Origin of the sequence: Pseudomonas sp. C5pp (genome assembly GCF_000814065.1) — a bacterium.
Lineage (GTDB): Bacteria > Pseudomonadota > Gammaproteobacteria > Pseudomonadales > Pseudomonadaceae > Aquipseudomonas > Aquipseudomonas asiatica.
Genome location: NZ_JWLN01000017.1, coordinates 87,944 through 104,964, shown reverse-complemented (window position 1 = coordinate 104,964; position 17,021 = coordinate 87,944). Strand labels below are relative to the sequence as shown.

17 protein-coding genes are annotated in these 17,021 nt (G+C 53.2%); 11 read left to right on the top strand and 6 right to left on the bottom strand.

The genetic code is table 11. From position 1 onward, the window contains the following. Positions 1-23: 23 nt before the first annotated feature. The 7 genes from RR51_RS15820 (at position 24) to RR51_RS31410 (ending at position 6,095) form a co-directional block, all read left to right on the top strand. Positions 24-548 carry an RDD family protein gene (locus RR51_RS15820; RefSeq protein ID WP_039614030.1) on the top strand — a complete coding sequence of 175 codons (525 nt, stop codon included), beginning with the start codon at positions 24-26 and terminating at the stop codon, positions 546-548. Positions 549-1,458: 910 nt separating this feature from the next. Then, the gene (locus RR51_RS15815; RefSeq protein ID WP_023662208.1) at positions 1,459-2,097 is read left to right on the top strand and encodes a hypothetical protein; all 639 of its coding nucleotides are present in this window, start codon (positions 1,459-1,461) and stop codon (positions 2,095-2,097) included. Positions 2,098-2,185: 88 nt separating this feature from the next. Then, positions 2,186-3,292, top strand: a complete 1,107-nt coding sequence (locus tag RR51_RS15810; RefSeq protein WP_371263319.1) for a lambda-exonuclease family protein — start codon at positions 2,186-2,188, stop codon at positions 3,290-3,292. 95 nt (positions 3,293-3,387) lie between these two features. Further along, positions 3,388-3,933, top strand: a complete 546-nt coding sequence (locus tag RR51_RS29355) for a hypothetical protein (protein WP_063977446.1) — start codon at positions 3,388-3,390, stop codon at positions 3,931-3,933. Positions 3,934-4,178: 245 nt separating this feature from the next. Further along, the gene (locus RR51_RS31245) at positions 4,179-4,463 is read left to right on the top strand and encodes a hypothetical protein (protein ID WP_177328659.1); all 285 of its coding nucleotides are present in this window, start codon (positions 4,179-4,181) and stop codon (positions 4,461-4,463) included. Positions 4,464-4,625: 162 nt separating this feature from the next. After that, positions 4,626-4,910 (top strand): hypothetical protein, encoded by a 285-nt coding sequence (locus RR51_RS15805; protein ID WP_004577630.1) that lies wholly within the window; start codon positions 4,626-4,628, stop codon positions 4,908-4,910. A 24-nt stretch (positions 4,911-4,934) separates the two neighbouring features. Next, positions 4,935-6,095: a hypothetical protein gene (locus RR51_RS31410; RefSeq protein WP_039614029.1), complete on the top strand. Its 1,161-nt coding sequence runs from the start codon at positions 4,935-4,937 to the stop codon at positions 6,093-6,095. A gap of 85 nt (positions 6,096-6,180) precedes the next feature. Here the strand turns inward: RR51_RS31410 and RR51_RS15795 are convergent, their stop codons facing one another. Then, positions 6,181-6,549, bottom strand: coding sequence for a histone-like nucleoid-structuring protein, MvaT/MvaU family (locus RR51_RS15795; RefSeq protein WP_004577632.1), 369 nt, complete (start codon positions 6,547-6,549; stop codon positions 6,181-6,183). A gap of 109 nt (positions 6,550-6,658) precedes the next feature. Between RR51_RS15795 and RR51_RS15790 the strand changes: the two genes are divergently transcribed. Beyond that, the gene (locus RR51_RS15790) at positions 6,659-6,982 is read left to right on the top strand and encodes a hypothetical protein (RefSeq protein WP_039614028.1); all 324 of its coding nucleotides are present in this window, start codon (positions 6,659-6,661) and stop codon (positions 6,980-6,982) included. Between the two features lie 39 nt (positions 6,983-7,021). Here the strand turns inward: RR51_RS15790 and RR51_RS15785 are convergent, their stop codons facing one another. Next, complete coding sequence (locus RR51_RS15785; protein WP_023662212.1) at positions 7,022-7,639, bottom strand: hypothetical protein; 618 nt, start codon at positions 7,637-7,639, stop codon at positions 7,022-7,024. 306 nt (positions 7,640-7,945) lie between these two features. Here RR51_RS15785 and RR51_RS15780 point away from each other — a divergent pair, with 306 nt between their 5' ends. The 3 genes from RR51_RS15780 (at position 7,946) to RR51_RS15770 (ending at position 10,475) form a co-directional block, all read left to right on the top strand. Beyond that, positions 7,946-8,761 (top strand): HDOD domain-containing protein, encoded by an 816-nt coding sequence (locus RR51_RS15780; RefSeq protein ID WP_039614027.1) that lies wholly within the window; start codon positions 7,946-7,948, stop codon positions 8,759-8,761. Positions 8,762-8,777: 16 nt separating this feature from the next. After that, entirely contained in the window at positions 8,778-9,434 is a 657-nt protein-coding gene (locus tag RR51_RS15775; RefSeq protein WP_039614026.1) for a hypothetical protein, read from the top strand. A 111-nt stretch (positions 9,435-9,545) separates the two neighbouring features. After that, on the top strand, positions 9,546-10,475 hold the full coding sequence (locus RR51_RS15770) for a hypothetical protein (protein ID WP_039614025.1): 930 nt from the start codon (positions 9,546-9,548) through the stop codon (positions 10,473-10,475). Positions 10,476-10,482: 7 nt separating this feature from the next. Here the strand turns inward: RR51_RS15770 and RR51_RS15765 are convergent, their stop codons facing one another. From RR51_RS15765 to lspA, 4 genes are all read right to left on the bottom strand, one after another. After that, positions 10,483-11,766, bottom strand: coding sequence for a RepB family plasmid replication initiator protein (locus tag RR51_RS15765; protein WP_039614024.1), 1,284 nt, complete (start codon positions 11,764-11,766; stop codon positions 10,483-10,485). A 1,759-nt stretch (positions 11,767-13,525) separates the two neighbouring features. Continuing rightward, a complete protein-coding gene (locus tag RR51_RS15760) occupies positions 13,526-13,993 on the bottom strand; it encodes a hypothetical protein (protein WP_023662217.1) in 468 nt (155 codons plus the stop codon). 1,204 nt (positions 13,994-15,197) lie between these two features. Further along, on the bottom strand, positions 15,198-16,487 hold the full coding sequence (locus tag RR51_RS15755; protein WP_004574636.1) for an ISL3-like element ISPpu12 family transposase: 1,290 nt from the start codon (positions 16,485-16,487) through the stop codon (positions 15,198-15,200). A gap of 21 nt (positions 16,488-16,508) precedes the next feature. Next, positions 16,509-17,021 (bottom strand): signal peptidase II, encoded by a 513-nt coding sequence (gene lspA / locus RR51_RS15750; protein WP_003821921.1) that lies wholly within the window; start codon positions 17,019-17,021, stop codon positions 16,509-16,511.

Here is a 17,021-nt window from a genome sequence, read left to right as displayed (position 1 = left end):
TCCCACAGGAGATCAGTTGAAAGATGAAAATTGGTTCCAAACTGCTGACCGTGGCTCAGCGCATAGCGGCAACCACGACTGACTTTGCTCTGGTGTCGCTGGTGCTAGGAGGATCACTAGCGCTTCTGGCATCCATCATGGCGCACAACGCCCATGTCGATATGTCGGGCCCATTCGATGCTGCTACTCCGGGCCTGAGCTGGACTGCAGGGGCTGCGCTGAGCCTCGCCCCGTACTTCCTTGTTCTGTTGCCTTTCGTGTGGTTGATCTATGAAGCAACTCTGACCAGGACCTGCAAAGGCACAACGGCCGGCAAACTGTTGTTCCGCGTCAGGACCCTCTCTCTCACAGGTGATCTGTCCACTTGGCAGTGCATACTGCGCACCACCTTGAAGATCATGTCCGTCTTGCTTTTGCTGAGCATCGGTCACCCGCTCGCACTGGCCGGGGTGCTGGCTGTCTACGTCGCTGTTCCAGTTTTCACTGTGAAAACCCAGTTCATTTTCGACCTCCTGGCATCCACAACCGTAGCAAAACGAGGAACGTGAGCTCCCCAGATTGTATGACCGGCCTAAGGGCCGGTTTTTTTGTCCAGAGGAAAACCTGTTTATCAGTCCATGTTCGACATCACCTGAGGCAAAGTTAACGGATACTCCCACTGGAGAAGCCAGTCAGGTCCGAGGTCGCGAAGCCTCCTTTGTAGTCAGCAACACGGTAACGGGTTAGCGCATTACCCACATACCGCCTGATATCTCCGCTCCCTAATGCATCCCCTGTGTTTGCCTCTGTGTTCTCGACTCGGTGATGCACCGCCAGTTTTGAGATCAGACAATAGTCGAGTCCGGGCTTCTCCCAGGAACTGACAACACAGCTGGACGATTAGGTCGAAGCGGTTATCCCTCAGGTCGCTCACCACTACGTGAGCAGCGCAAATGACTTCCCCGGACATAGGTCCTTACATAGCAGCCAGGTGCAACTGGTGGGGATTCGCAAGCTAGCCAAGCAGGACGTCGTACTGCTGTCGACTATCCTAATGGCGATAAAGAGGTGAGCTCAGTCTTGGTAACGGTGGATTCTCCACCTACAGCGCCGCGGCAGCTGTGGTTACCAGGACTGGGCTCTTTGTATATCAAAGGCCCAGTTTTTTTGTCTGTCGTTGGCAGCCCGGGCTGTCGGCTTCTTACCCTAAGTCGTGAGTTACCCTGCCTCTCTCACGATTCCCAGTGACGCTAGGCCGCCCACTGACCCACACCTCCTCTGCCCTCCTCTTGTCCTGCTACACATCTCCGTGTTTTTGTACGTAGACCAACACCGCGAGCTTCTGATGGGGATTTACGGAATTGCCCAATCCCGCATCGATGCGCCACTCCACTTTCGGCACAATCATTTTGCCACTAGCCTGGAGCACCTCACCCCAGTATTATAGTTACATGTTATCAAGACTCCTGAGGCCTCCACGTGATCAACAAAGCAATCGCCGCATTAGCTGCCACCTGCGTCATCATCGCCTTACCAGGCTGTGCCGCAAAACCAATCACCGTTGAGGAAGGCTCGGTACGCGTTCAAGCAGCTCAGATCAACGCACGGCTTGTGGATGGCTTGACAGTAAAGGCTGTAACCGAAGACGCCGCCCTGGCTGATATGACTGCGTATGTGAATGAGGCTCTCAAGAAAGCTGGCTACAACCAGACTGCGGGCGATGCCAAGGTCACCTACACAATCAGTGAGGTCTATGCGGGTCCAGCCTCAGAGTACAAAGAAGCCCATACTGCCGTTGGCAATGCTGTGGCTACGGGCGCGTCCGTGGCTGTCTCTCTCACGACCTGCTTACTGTTGAGCAGTTGCAGTGACCCCGGAGTACTGGGGAACAACGTCACCTCAGGCCTAACCGCAGCATCTGACGCTGCACAAAACACCAACGGCCAGAACGTCGACAACCTCGCTGGAACGAACCTGGTAATCCACACGGTTTGCCAAAATTTCCGGGGCTGCGCCAGTTCAGCTGCTGCGTCGTCAGATCCCTCGATGACGCTGGATGATCTGCGTATGCAAAACGCTAAGCTGGGTATTCCTCGCACGATGAGGATCGGCGAATAACGCTGGTGCCGTATGCGACCGGCTGCTTGGCAGCCGGTCTTCAGGGTTTGCGCCCTCCCCCCTCACTTCTCCTCTCCCCCCTTTGCTCATGGAGCTAACCAAGGGCATCAAGATTCAGCTAGTACGTTATGCATCTCCCGTTATCAGGCCTCCCACCGTTCCGGTGCAGGTCACGTTTCCAGGAGATCGCAACATGGCAATGCGCATCATCACGGGCCCAGAGGCTCAGCAAAACTCAGCTGCATGGTTTGCCTGGCGAAGTGGAGGGATCGGAGCTAGTGAGGCGCCCCAAATTATGGGGACGTCGAAGTTCCGAAGCTCATACGAACTCTTCCGTCTCAGGCTAGGCATTGGACCTCCCCCGCCAGCGAACCCCTTTGTCGATCGAATTCGCGCTAGGGGCCATCAGTTGGAGCCCGTAGCAAGGGCTGCCTACGAAAGGCACACCGGCAGCACCGTAACGCCCATCATCGCTGAAAGTGACTCAATACCGATCATCCGTGCATCGCTAGATGGCTTCGACCCCTTCCAGCAGATCCCAGTTGAGATCAAATGCCCCGGGGAGACTGCTCATGGGCTTGCACTCAAAGGAATCGTCCCACCGGAATACATTGACCAGGTTCAGCACCAGATCTTTGTTGCTGAAGCCCGCTTCGCTCATTACTACTCCTTCGACGGATCTAACGGGGTGCTGCTCAAGGTCCCTAGAAATCAGAAGCGGATAGATCAAATCCTCAAGGCCGAGCTCGACTTTTGGGACCGGCTACAAACAGGAAAATGGAGCACTGATGAATGGGAGGCTGCAGCGGCCGCCTGGCAGCAAGCAAACCGGGTCCTTCAGGAAGCCACTGCTCGCGAGGAGGCAGCCCGGAGTGCTCTGTTATCGCAGATGCCCCCAGGCCGCAAACGACATCAAAGTGATGGTGTTTCTGTTCTGCTTTCCGCACGTAAAGGGAAGGTCGACTGGCGTGCCTTGCTAAGGGCACACGGTGTAACGCTGACTGAAAGCCAAATTGATGCCTACAGGAACCCCTCTGTAGAGAGTGTGATTGTTCGGGATCAGTTGGGTGCCCCCCTGAGTATCCCTGCGCTACCGGCGGTGAAGAACCCATACACTGTTCCTCCAACCGCACACTCTGGCCAGCCAGCATCTCAACCAACGACTCAAGACCTGAAGAGGGATTTCATCTTCTAACGCCACACAGCCCCCGGAAACGGGGGTTTTTTTTGCCTTCTGTTTGCACAGCCATGTGCAGCATCACCTTTCATAAGGTAAACCCAGGAGACCGAATGAAACGTATCAATAGGCATGTATCCACTTGGTTTGTCACAATCTTTATTTACATTGTTTTAGTGGCAATGACAGATGTGGCGAACAAGCTAACGCTGTTTGTTTTGACAGTCCTTATATGTTTCCCAGTAATTGCCTGGTGGAAAACAGGGGATTTTACATACTGGCCAGCACTCCAGACTCAGCCCCCCCCCTCGGAATTTAGATCTCGCAAAACATACGAACACAGACATACAGAGCAACCTCAGCGCAAGCGGGATACGCCTAAGTCCTATGACCTGAGCGACATTCCATATCCCCCCAAAAGAAGCAACGCCTCAAGCCTCAAGTGCCTCCCCCAAAGCAACGGCATAAGCCCGCGCCCGACAGTAAAGCAGCCTAACGTTGCTCAGTGTGCCATCCTGACAAAAAGGACCACGCAACCGAGCAAAGTAAAGGCTATACCTGTAATTGGATCTACCGGAGACCTGTTCGAGAGTGAAACCAGCATGGTAGACACCTCAGACGACATTCTCATTGTTCCTGATGGCGATGTCTTTCTCTAACTGCACCACATAAACCAGCGCCTTATTTAAGGTGCTGGTTTTTTATTCCAAAAATAAACTACACTTTCGATACGCCATCCCTAAACCGCATTTTTGCAGACATAAAATCGTGCATACCAAATTTTGCACGCATTAAAGTTAGCTTACTACGGAACTTTTCTGGCGCCGATTCGTTGACCCCTCCGACATCACGTCCCTATAATTTGACAAACAGCGCCAATCAACGGACTAGATAGGGATACTGTATGTCTTTCAGCTTTGACACATACCAGGGAGCTACGGAAATTGGTCTTTCGTCGCTCGGGTGCCTTTCAACAGATGGCAAGCCAAATTGCCCGAGATTCAATAAAAGCTGCTCCAACAAGTGCGCGTCGAAGTGCATGCGCAAAGCGATGACAGACTTCCCAGAAGCTAAGACGGAAATTTTGCTTGCAGGTGTCGTCATCGCGTCAACTTTTGCATCTGATGTCACAGAGGTTCGTGCGGCACTGTTCGGCTTCGAACAGGCAATCCAGCTGACCTGTATCTGACCCCTCCTGCCTCACCAATCTCATGCCTGCGTAATGCACAGTACAACGATTGAAACCTGCCAATCTTCCACATACGCGTTATGGATTTGATTGACGTTATCTGTCACGTACGTATAATCAATAAAGGCGACCCTATGTGGCCGCTACCAGAGGTAATGCTTCATGATTCACGAGTACTCCCCAATCGAGATCGGCCTGGACGCCCTTGGTGTTGAGCCTGGTCAGAACCCCAGCACAGTGTTTGGGGTGGATGACCTCAACAGAGCGGACCAGATGCGGATAGTAGGTGAGCGGATCGAGCAAGCGATGAGTGCCTACCCTGAGATCAAGACTGAGATCTTGGCTGCCGGCATCAATGTCCTCCTTGATGTCTCCAGTTCTCTGGCGCAATTCAGGAGTGTCGCTCTCCCTCAACTGGATCGATCTGTGGATACCGTGGCTGCGTAGGATTGATAAATCAACGAGCCCTTTATGGCAGTAGAAAAGTTTGAAGCCCTGGAGCAAGAAACTGCTTCAGGGCTTGCACTAGGCACCGACATCGAGCATCTCCCCTCCTCCGAGCCTTCCGGCCCTCCCTCGACCTTCGAAAAGCTGTGCGGGACTTACATCTCGAACACGGACCGATCGCGCACCTTTGTAAACCGCTTGGCCTACGAGATGGACCGCGATGAGCGCGTCCGCAAAATCTGCAGGGTGAAGCTTCGGCAGAACAAGTGCGAACTCACAGATTTTGATGAGGTCATGCAAAGGACGCTTGAGGTCTTCTTTGGCTCGATGCTGGCAAAAATCGAAGATCAAGACGCTGTGTATGCCGTTGTCTACGCAGTAGCGCATAACGTAAGTCGAGAAGTCCTCCGGGACCGCCAGAAGCTACTGATCAATCATCGCTCCATCGAGGACATGCAGGAAAAGGGTGAAGAGCTGGAGCAGGTCGGTCTTGCCGACCAGGTAGAAGTAGACCACGATCGAGATATCGATACAGAAGCTGCCACCATCAAAATGGCCGCAGCACTTAAACGAGTGATCAACGGAGAACAAACAGTGGCCAGTTCCGGCATTTATGCCATGGATCAAGATCCAATGGTGCGCCTTGTACAACCTAAGCCTTCGGACGAAGAGCACGAGACGGACACTACGTCACAAACCAAACCAGCTGACGCTAGCACCAAGCGTCCTCGCGGCGGCAGCCGTGCCGAGCTTTCGGCAGATCAGCAAGAATTGGTCAAGATTGGCTCTGACCTGGGCTTGCGCAATCAAGATTATGCCTTTGCCCTGGGTATCGGTCTCCCTCGCCTATCCTCCTACATTTATGGTCGTACAGCGTCGGTGCCGGATGAAGTAATGGAAAAGGCTCGGGGACTTCTGGCAGAAGAACCGCACCGCAGGGAACGCCTTAAGCGTTTCGACCGAGACATGAGCGTCATTCTGACCGATTGGATGAAACGCCTCGGTACCAATGACGACGAAGACATGGGCACCACACTTGGGGTGACCAAAATGACGATTTACCGGTGGCGCAACAACGAGACCAAGCCCGATGCAACGGCTCTAGCTCGGTATGAGCAGCGGATTGACTACGAAATTCGTATGAGAAAAGCTGTAGAGCAGCGGCTTCAAGGTAAGCGCTCTTAAATATAAACCCGCACATATGCGGGTTTTTTTATGGCCCAAAAAACCGGCCTCTGCGGCCGGTCTTCAGCTGAGGAGCTAGGCTTGCTTAGTTCTTCCATCCTTCAACGACATCACCGCCCCACTGCGCTTTCCACTCTTTCAGCTGCCGGTGATTGCCACCTTTGGTCTCGATAGTCTCACCGGTGTGTGGGTTCTTGTAGACTTTGACTTCACGTGGCTTGCGCTGCTGGCGATTGCTATCAGGGCTTGTAAACGATTTGCGCTGAACCGAAGCCGGATCGAGAATAGCGATTACCTTGCCCAAATTCGCATCGTACTCTTGCATCAAGCTCTTGAGCTTCTCTTCGAATTCAATTTCGCGCTGCAGACCAGAATCATTCTTCAGCGCTTCCAAGGCAGAAAGTTGCTCTTGCAGAGCTTTTTCAGCAGCGCGAAACTCAGCCAGCTTGCTCATCTGTAACCCTCAATGATGTAAGATTCAGAAAAGTAAATATAACTAATCTGTATAAAGAATTACTATACCTTAGGTACAGCGCATTTTCTACTGACTCAACGGAATTTCTATGATTTGCAACGCTGAAACCTATGCGGCAAGCGGCCATCACCACCACATAGCAACACTTCTAGCTGGCCGGAGCTTTGAGGGTGTTTACTTGATTGCAGAACCACCCGAAACCACATGCATTGATGGGGAAATGGGGTTGATCTTTATCGCATCCGATCTGACTGGCCGTATCAAATGTCTTGTTGATCCTGTGCGGGCGGGATGGGTGCAGGGTGAACACTTTGCGAGTATTCGAGTGCTACTGAAAGGCCAGGTGATTCTCATCGAGGATCAGCTGTGTGCGCGCATCAGCGAGTTACACCAACTGAAAATACAGTGGTAAAAAAAAAGGACCTTCTGGAGAATGTCCAGAAGGTCCTTTTTAAACCAAGGCCCGAATGCAGGCCTTGCTCAGTGCAACACGGGTGATGCTCGCCATCGTCAGTACTTGATATGCGGCAGCAGCCCTCCCTTCCTCCAGTGCCGCAGTCGCCAGCACCAGCAGTGCATCGGCCGGTACGAGCGCAAACTCGGCGGAACTGGAATCTTCGAAATCAAGGGTAATTTCCTCATCATCTGCCACCGTAGCGCCTGAACATAAACCGTCAAACGTATGAGGGGCTTCGGATAGGATGAGGTCGAAGAACTCAACAAAGGCGCTCAACTCGCTGGCAGAACCAGCAGAGAAGATACGGCCTTTGTCGAGGGAATTTTGAACGGTGTGGATCACATACTCGACAGCTTCAACTTCACTGAGGAGGTCCTGGCCAGCCGACAGAAGTGCGTCCTGAACAGACGAACCAGTCGCAGCATCCGCGAGCCCGGTGACATCTAGGTCTCCCCCAAAATCGCTGTAGCGACACTGGGCAAGCACCTTGATCTGGGCTTCGTAGGATGAGTCGGCATGGACCTCATGTGAGAACAGCTCCCCGTTGGGGAACAGCCCGGAAATCAGCAGGGATCGAGTTTGCGCTTGAGTGTGTTGAGGGTGCGAAATCATGTGGGGTCTCCTGAAAGAGTGTGCTGTTAAGGCTTCTCGCCTAACGGCCTTGCTTCAAGGGATGTGTCACATGCGTTTATAAAGTGAAATCACGAACACATAACGTAAAATACCAAACCATGGGATAGTGATACTGTAGGCGTATTTGTACGAGATAAAAAGTTGAGTAATTACTTCACTGTGGCCATTTGATCCCATCTGCGTTGAGCCTCACTCCTTGAATGATTAATGACCATGCCCCATCAAGACGTTACAATTTGACATTCTACCTCTGGATAGCTGACTCATATTCTCATTGAGATTTTTATGAAACCCCTGGCAAAAATTTTTCAGAATCCTGCAGCCTTACCAACGATCTCCACGGTGGTAATGGAACTGCTAGCGATGTCGAGGGACCCTTTAGTACCGCTGGCAAACATTGTGAAAGCCGTGAGCCTTGACCAGGCTCTCGCGGCGAAGGTGCTACGCACTGCAAACTCTGCTTATTTCGGCAGGAGCGGTACTATTTCCCGTCTTGAAGAGGCCATATCGACCATTGGCATTCACAATTTCCGAACCACCATCATTACCACCGGCCTATTGAAGGCGCTGCCGGACGCCCCAGGCATTGATATGCCGACCTACTGGAAGATGGGTTTGCATACCGCATTCATGGCTTCCTTTCTGGCCGAGAGCATCGGAGCTGACCGAGATGTCGCATTTACGACTGGTTTGATGCAAGGCATTGGCGCACTACTCATTCACCTCGTAATCCCCGAAGAAGCTTGTGTCGTAGTAGAGTCCGTAGATCCATTCGACTTCGCGGGCCGACGTCCCGTAGAGCAGATTCAGCTAGGATTTGACAATGCTGAGGTTGGTGCAGAGCTGCTGAAACGCTGGAAATTCCCGGCCCCAATTCAAAAAGCGCTGCAAACGTATTCCAATAGATCACCGCTACCCGATATCCTTGGCCAATTGCTATCAGTATCCTCGACCTATGCTTACGGCGTGGTTATGGGGTTGGATAGATCGTCACTCGCAGATCAGATGGACACCGAGATCATAAATTCCTTAGGTCTCACTCATGATTTGTTGGATACCTGCCGACAACGTGTGTCTGAATCTGTGCTGATGATCGGTTAAGAGAGAAGGATTTGTAGTGAACCCAGGGCTCCGCCTTTATCAGGCCATAATCGATAGATCTGAACTGCTATCGCTCCCTTTCCAAGAAGCCAGCAAAGCTTGTGGTTTCACCGCTGACACGTTAGCGAGTTGCTTTGGGGATGAGTCAAAAGCCAAGCCGCGTGCCCTCCACGACGAACTGGATCGAAAACGAATCGACCTGATCGCTGCATTTCTTGACTGTTCTGGTTTTCGAGTGCTGCAGATGGCGGACGTTTTCCGCTGGTCGGATTACTGCCTTATCCAGCAGTCCGCGATGTTCAATGCGAAAGCAGTCAGCGAGAGCCATGAGACTGCAGCCTATTTCGAGGACGTCACAAAGGCAGACGTCGCCTCTTCTCCAACCTTCATCCTGGATGAACTGATCGCAGCCACCTGGTCTGAGAACCTAAAGGAGGCGGCCGAAAAAATTCATGTCCCTTTTGAAAAGCTCAACTCATGGCGCACTGGGCGCCCAAAACCCTCACTGCGTGATCTTTCAGCGATCAGGGTCGTGGCGAAGCATATTGATATCGGAACCCCACTGATCATGATGGCACTTGGCGTCCTGGAGAAATCTGATTTCTTGCTGGGTGGCTGCTCAGTCGACATAGAAGATGAGCTGAACAAAGCCTTAGACATAGAAATACTATAGGGCAATCCAAGCATACCAATAGAGCATATAACACGTATTGATAAGAATTTCCTGTATTGCTAGTATCCGTTAGGCAAGTAACGGTATTTCTTGAGCCAAGGGTTTTCTTATATGCGTTTTGATGCCCAGTCTGCATCCGCCAAGCTCTCTAGTTTGCGAATCCCAATACCGTCCAGCGATGTGCTCGATGAGGTTTACCAATCAGAGGGCGATGCCCTTAGTGACGCGATCGAAAGGGCGCAAGCTGGCGACCACACTGCCCTGCACTACCTCAAAGGGATTTTTTTCACGATCCTCCCGGGGTGTGTCGAGCGCATCCGCGTAGCCAATCTGCCACAACCGTCTTTGCCTGTGCTGATCAACATCGGGAAGGTCGAAGGGCCGAAATTTTCTCAGCAGCTCAAGCAGTGGTCGGATAGCGGGTGTGCTGACTCAGATATTGGCAGGTATCTCTGTGACACCTACAGAAGCTTACATCAGCAGTTCTCCTCCCCTGAGGAACAAGAGGTGTTGATAGAGGCCGCCGAAATCCAGAGTAGTGAAGAACCAGCTACCTCTGAGCTATCGAGCGAGTCTGCAGACAAGAAGACCTTCGTCACTCGGCATGTTTACGGGGCGAAGGCGGCCTTGTGCTTCCAATCTGATACAACCAGAAGCGGAGAGCATACGATTCGGATCGAAGCTGCCGAAGCAACCGCGTCCCGGACGTTCAACTGGGCCGAAAAAATCAGTATTCAGCTTTCTGGCCGCGAGCTGCCTGGTGTGCTGGCCACCTTCATGCAGATGCAGACGAAATTCGATGGTAAAGGCCACGGTGCGCAGAACGAAAAATGGTTCACCATCGAGAATCAGCCAGGGAAAGTGTTCATCTCGGTGAACACGAAAGGCCGTCCGCCGAGATCGGTACCCATAGGTCCAGGCGACTGCTTCGGGGTTGTGACCTTGCTCATTGAGCAAATGCTAAAGAATGCCCCTTACCTTTCGGCCGATACCCTATTGAACCTGGTGCAGCGGACCGCGCAAATGGCTAAGCCCGCGTAACAAAGCGTCAGATCTTGCCGGCACTAAGCAAGAATTGAAGGAGCGTTTCCGGGGTCGGAGTCTCAGGGAAGCGTTCCTGGAACAGGATTGCCACCAAGCAATTGGTCACCATAGGGGTCAATCCTTTGGTTCGGTACTGCCCGTAAGCGAAGTCATCCTTCCTCAGCTCGGCGTCATACTTCTCTGCCAGCTCGTTCTTTTCTTCATCCGACAACCCCTGGAACTCGCCACGGATAGTCTCGCGTTGAGCAGCTCCCCACTGCTCCAAAAGGTCTGCCATTTGATTCGTTGGTGCTGCTTTCGGCGCTGGCTTTGGTTTCGCAGCTGGCTTAGTAGCGTTAGCCGATGGCTTCTGGGATTTGCCAGATTCCACTCCCTTCTGTTGGGTTGGCGCCTTGGCGTAGTTGTTGGCGACCGCAGCCTTGAAATATGCCGCGGGACTTGCAACGTTGGCCCCTTCCTTGCGCATTTGCGCTTCTGTGTAGTCAGCTTGAGCTAGGAGGTATTCTTCATCATGAGTCATCCCGAGCTCATCGATATCCTTTTTGCTCAAGGACAGTGCTTTCAGGCGCTTGGATACGTCCTGGCTAACCAGCTCCGGGGATGGTCCCAAGTCTAAGCCTGGTTGAACCAAGGTCTCCAATTTGAACCAGAGTTTATCCATCTTCCGGTTGGCCTTGGTCACGTGCGGAGTGATGCGGAATCTTCGCTCGATGCTGTTGACCTGGTCGATAGCACGACCAAGCATCTTGTTGAAATCGCGAAACTCGGCGTGCGGAGTGGCTGATCCAGATAACACAACGCTCCACTCAGACCAGTGCGCACGGTAGGTCTCACCCATGGGTGAACCAAAATAGCGTGACGTGATCTCGTGGAGCGTGAGCGCTGAAAAGCTTGAAAAGTGGTACTGCATCCGCAGATCGATCAAATTGAAGATCGCTGGGTCGAGCAGCCGGCGTTTCAGATCTGGTGGGAACGAGAAGCGCAGGGTTTGCCCATCCTCAAGGATGTAGGCTTCAGCAATTAGGTTTGCGATACCCCACTCGCTTTTTCGGCCAGGGCTCTCACCTTTGTAGTCAAACTCAACCTGCGTCTGCGACATGCTCACGAGCACCTTTTTGAGGTAGTCGCGGCTATTGGACGTGGTGTGTCCAATGTTGTCTTCGACGTCTCGAATCGGGATCTCGTGAACCATCTCCTCCCGTGGCCGTTGCTGGGCGAACTGCAGGAGCGTGTTGTAGAGTTTTCGCTGTAGGAAGGTGAAGTCACTAGTGGCGGAGACGTTTCGCATTGACAGGGCTTCGGTAGCCTTCCTCAGCTCAACGGCTTTGGATGGTTCGACATCTCGAACGACCTGGAGCTTTGGTGCTCTCTTGCGTCTCGCTGGACTAGTTTCCGTTGTTGCTCCGGTTGTACGCTTTGCTCGCGGAGCTCTCGGTGTGGGGGTTTCTGAGTCCATTGTGAATTGTGCCATCAGTGACTGTGGTGGCACATTACTCGATCAATTGTCGTCCGGTCAACGAAATTACGGTTCCACCGTCAGTGGTAAATTGTGCCATGCCTAGAGAGTGCTTTTTGCTCTTCGCTTTTGACTCAAAATTGCGAAAGCAAAAAACCTACAACAGCTTGTTTCTGTTTTCACTGCTTTTTTAAAGCTTTGTTAGTGAAGCCCCCAAACCCTTACGCCACAAGGGCTACAGCCATTTTTCTGTGCCATCTCCAGGGCCAACAGTGCCATCTTTCTAGGCTTATGTGCCGGGGCTAGATGTCGCCAGTGCCATCCTTAGAGCTATGTGCCACGTTTAGTACCTTCCTGTGCCATTGCTAGAGGATCTCCTGAAATGTGCCGTCCCTAGGGATTGGGCTTCCTAGGCATGGCACAATTTGCTGGAGCCCAATAAATACGGTGCCTCCAGCTTATCTGCGGCTCATAACTGGGCATATGTGCGAGCCCTAACGATGGCACTCTTCCCCAAGATTCGCGGCACCCAAACGCGCTAATCCTCAGCAATTGCTTTAGCAATGCTCTAACGATGGCACATTTCGATTCTTGAGCCTTATCAGACACCTACAGAGCCTCCACTGCCCCTGACGATGGCACAATTGAGGGGGCAAGGGTAGTAAGCCCCCCCCGTGGACCCCCTCTCTTACCTGATAGACTCGACGCACATTGCCTCCGTCTCTTTGTACTAGTTGAACGGAGCTCGTAAACGGCATCGTTGATATAGTTTTCACTGTGAAAAGTGGCATAAGCCAGATGAGCTACTGCACTAAGCGTGGCACATCTGGAGTGGACGCTATCTCCAGGACCATCATCTAACGATGGCACATTTGGTGGGCGGATCCTGCTTTAGGCTCTAGGCGTGGCACATTTGGCAATCTAGGCGCTCTCGATCCTCTAGCAATGGCACAATTCGCTGCTTTAGCTCGTATATCGGCCGGCGGATCCAGGGGGACGGGCCGTTGAGAGGGGCGTTCATCTAGCAATGGCACAATTTGACGGCGCCAGGTTTTCACGTGAAAACCAATGAGCACAGCGATGGCAGGTCAACAATCTGCCGTTGAGCGGGCGTGCTGGAGCCCTGGTGCCGGATGGATGTGGCAGGGGCTTAACCCGCGATGGGCGATCGAGTCGACCAGAGCAAACCGAACAAGGGGGCAGGCTTGGGTGGTCACGTTGCTCGTTAACCGTAGATCCCATCATCTCTGCCGGCGAAATCGCTGCGGTTAGTGGTAACGAGGTTGTGGTGCGTTCAGCGGTAGATCAACTGGCAACGGAATCGGGTCAGTCATGGCCTGTGACCTGCTCTGCAGCGGCTCTCTGGCTTGATGTGTGTAGCGAGTTTGCTGCGAAGGGGCCGACTGGTGCTAGACAACCGCTCCGGCGCTCATGTTAGCCGCCCTCCTACAGCACTCTGCCTCTCAGTCACTTCGCATACTGCAGTAGCTGCCTACCATGCTGTTGTTAGAGCCCTTACGCCAGCGTGGGTGGTGCCTGGCCAATTCGACAGGCAAAAAAAAACCCCGCTAAGGCGGGGTCGTGGGGTTTATCAGAATGCGAACATTGGATCACCTGTATCCACTGCACCATTCGGCGTTTGGCTGTTTGGCGTTGCAGCATCAGCTGATGGCATTTGCTGGCTAGCTGGCTTTACTTTGGGTGAAACCGAGAGGCTGATGAATGGTGCTCCACCGTCAACGCCTTCCTTACGCCATCCCGCGATCCGCATTTCGTGGTTGAAGCCGAAGCTCCCCGCGTAGTCGGGACCCTTTTCCTTCTTGTCGGCCTCCTTGAAGAGGCTCGCGTTGATGCCACCCACCGACAGCGAATAGAACTTATCGTTCGTACCCTGCTTCTGCTTGACCCAGACGGCTACCTCAAGCTTGAGCTTCTGGTTGCGCTCCTTGTTCAGCGGGAACTCCATGTAGCCGACCATCACAGGTGCTGCGTCAGACGTGCGGTTCTTGTTTTCAAAGATGGTTCCAGAGCCTTCACTCAATACCAGTGCAATAGACATGCGTTTCTCCAGATCTGATTTGGGGGCGTTTACGCCATAGGTTGTACTGCTGATATGCAGCACATGGTTGTGTATCCGCTATGTAACACGTAAACGTACGCTATATGAATCGAATGATAGCAGGTTGTGGTTTGGCTCCGTGAACCTAAAGCACGCGAAGGATAGGACGGTACTCCATTGTGGTGGTACAGGACCTACCTAGGACCTGCTAGCACAAACCGTGGGAATGGGTACTGGCCTATATCCGCTAATCGAGTCAGCCGTGCTCGCTCCCTAGTCAGCCCGGATGATGCCTGTCGGCTTTCCACAACCAGAGCTGACCGTTGGGTTTTGCCGCTAAAGGTTGAGTCGCTTGGGCAGCATCAAACCAGGATCTATGGCCTGGCATGAGACATCCCTTTTCACTGTGAAATGCCAGGGACCAACCAGGCAGAGACACACGTCCTGGAACAGCGATCGAGGTGCCCTAGTTTTCACAGTGAAAAGTCTCAACCTTCTCGTGTTTCAAGCCTTGGCATGTGGCTCTGTACCTGGGAAACCTTTTCACTGTGAAAAGCCCGCGAGATGTTGATCGGCCTGCTCGTGTAAATCAGGTCTGGTCAGGCGACGCTTCGTTGATGCTCCGAATGATTGAGTCGCTTGGGAAGCATCAAGCTGTTCCCCCTTGGGGCAGCGCAGGTCTACCTTTTCACGGTGAAATGGTTGGAGCCACTCAAGTGGAGTCATCTACTGGAAAGTAGGTACATGCGTTAACAGCAAAAGCTGAGAGTCGTGGTGCTTGGAACTTAGAATCTGGTGACCAGGTTTCTACAGTGAAAACCTGGCATATCTCGTTCGAGCTGCTCTCGGCCAGTGGCTCTAAGCCGGGGATGCCTTTTCACTGTGAAAAGCTATCCATGATGAGGGTCGACCTGCCGGTGTGCATCAGGTAGAGGCGGAGCGACCGTACAAGCGTTACCCAAACAAGGGCTAAGGCGCTGGGTAGCATCAGCCCAGCAGCTCGGGACTGTTCCTTTTCACTGTGAAATGCAAGGCCCCCTCCGGCAAGACAGCTCTTAAGGTGCAACTGCATCCCATGGCCGGTAGATGGTTTGAGGCACACAGCCTGGATCGGAAAATGAGGCGCGATTTTCACAGTGAAAAAATGGGTATACGGATTTAATGGTTGATGGGGCACCTTCACCCCATCAATCTGATACCACCCTCAGATGGTTGATAGATCGACTCCGTAGTTGAGTTCCTCTGCGAAGTCCGGCAGTCCGTAACCGATGGTTTTCTTGTAGAAAGGAGAGACCTTCGCAGTCGGTGCCTTCTTCTTGTGCTTCGTGGTGTAGAGCATTCGTGCCCGCATCACCTCGAAGGAGTAACCGCGCCCTTCACGGTTCTTGTCCTTGGCCAGTCGGTTGATGGACTCCGTGTAAGCGTTGGTGACGGGCATGTCCGTCTCGAAGTAGGTCATGGTCTCTTCGCGCCAGTTTCCCACTGCCCTGACCAGATCGCTCCAGACTTCCTTTTGGCCCTTCGGGATGGTGGCTATCCACTCGTCCAGGGCGGCTTCTGCCTGGAGCCGTGTGGTGGCGTCCCAGATGCCGTAGAAGCGCTCCTTGTGCTCGTAGGCGGCCAGCAGTTGCGGGAACGCGCCTGTCCAGGTCTCCATGATGAGGCGCTCCCGGTCTGAGACTTCGTGAGCGCGTTTCAGCAGGATTTTCCGGTCTCCCTTGAGAGTCCGGCTCTGGGACGGTTTCAGCTCCTTTCTGAGGCCCTTGCGCACTCTCTCTAGGGCATCGTTGGCCATGCGCACCACATGGAACTTATCGACCACGATACGGGCCTGGGGCAGCACAGCCTTGACCGCTGCCCGGTAGGGGTTCCACATGTCCATGCTGACGATCTCGACCTTCTGCCGGTCTTTCAGCTTCATCAGGTAGTTGGTCACCACGTCCTGGCGGCGGGTGGCCAGCAGGTCGAGCAGGGTTCGCTCCTCAATGTTGGTCAGAATGCAGCGGTAGCGCTTGTTCAGGTATAGCTCGTCAATGCCCAGGATGCGGGGCGTCTCGAAGCGGTGCCAGCGCCCCAGGAACTCGGCGCGGGCGTTGAAGATGTCGCGCACCGTCTTCTCGTCCAGGCCGGTCTGTGCCGCCACAAAGGTGTAGGGGTGGTTGAAGGATTCCTTCTCCACGTACTCATGCAGCCGCAGTGTCATACGGAATCCGTCCACCATCTCCGGTAGCTGGGGCCTGAATGTTGTCTTGCAGGCCCGGCAGGTGTATCGGCGGCGGACCACCCAGAGAGTGACCCGCTTGCCGTGGATGGGCAGATCACGATAGGGAACGTCACGCTTGCCGAACCGTACGAACTCACCCTGCACGCCGCATTCCTCGCAGGCGATGGGATCGGGCACGTCCACCTGGAAGTGCATTTCGTCGTCGGTTGATTTGCAGCCCAGTACTTGGTATTGCGGCAGGTGAAGGATGTTGTCGGGAAGTTCGGTCATGGTGTTGTATAGGCGTAGGTGTCAGTCAGATCCATCCGACTCGGCATTGGTGTTTGCTTTTTTACCCAACAAGCTGCTGGAAACGAAAAGTAAGGCACCGAGGACAATTGCAATATCAGCCAGGTTGAAGGCCGGCCAATGCCAGTCTCGCCAATAGAAATCAAAGGAATCCACAACATAGCCGCGAAAGACCCGGTCAATCAGGTTGCCCATGGCGCCACCGAGGATAAGACTGTAAGCGATGGCTTCTCCTTTATGACGATTTTCAAGGATCAGCTTGATCAGAAAAATCGAGACCACTACCGCGATTCCGATAAAAAAGTAGCGCTGCCAGCCTCCACCATTCGCAAAAAGACTGAATGCGGCACCGGTGTTCCATAGGTGCACCCAGTTAAAGAACGGGGTCACCGAAACATACTCGCCATAGGCCATTGATTGCTGCACCAGCCACTTTACAGCCTGATCAGACGCTGCCAGCAGGCCCGATATGGACAATAGGGCATACGGCGAGAGCTTTTTGCCAATAATGAGCAT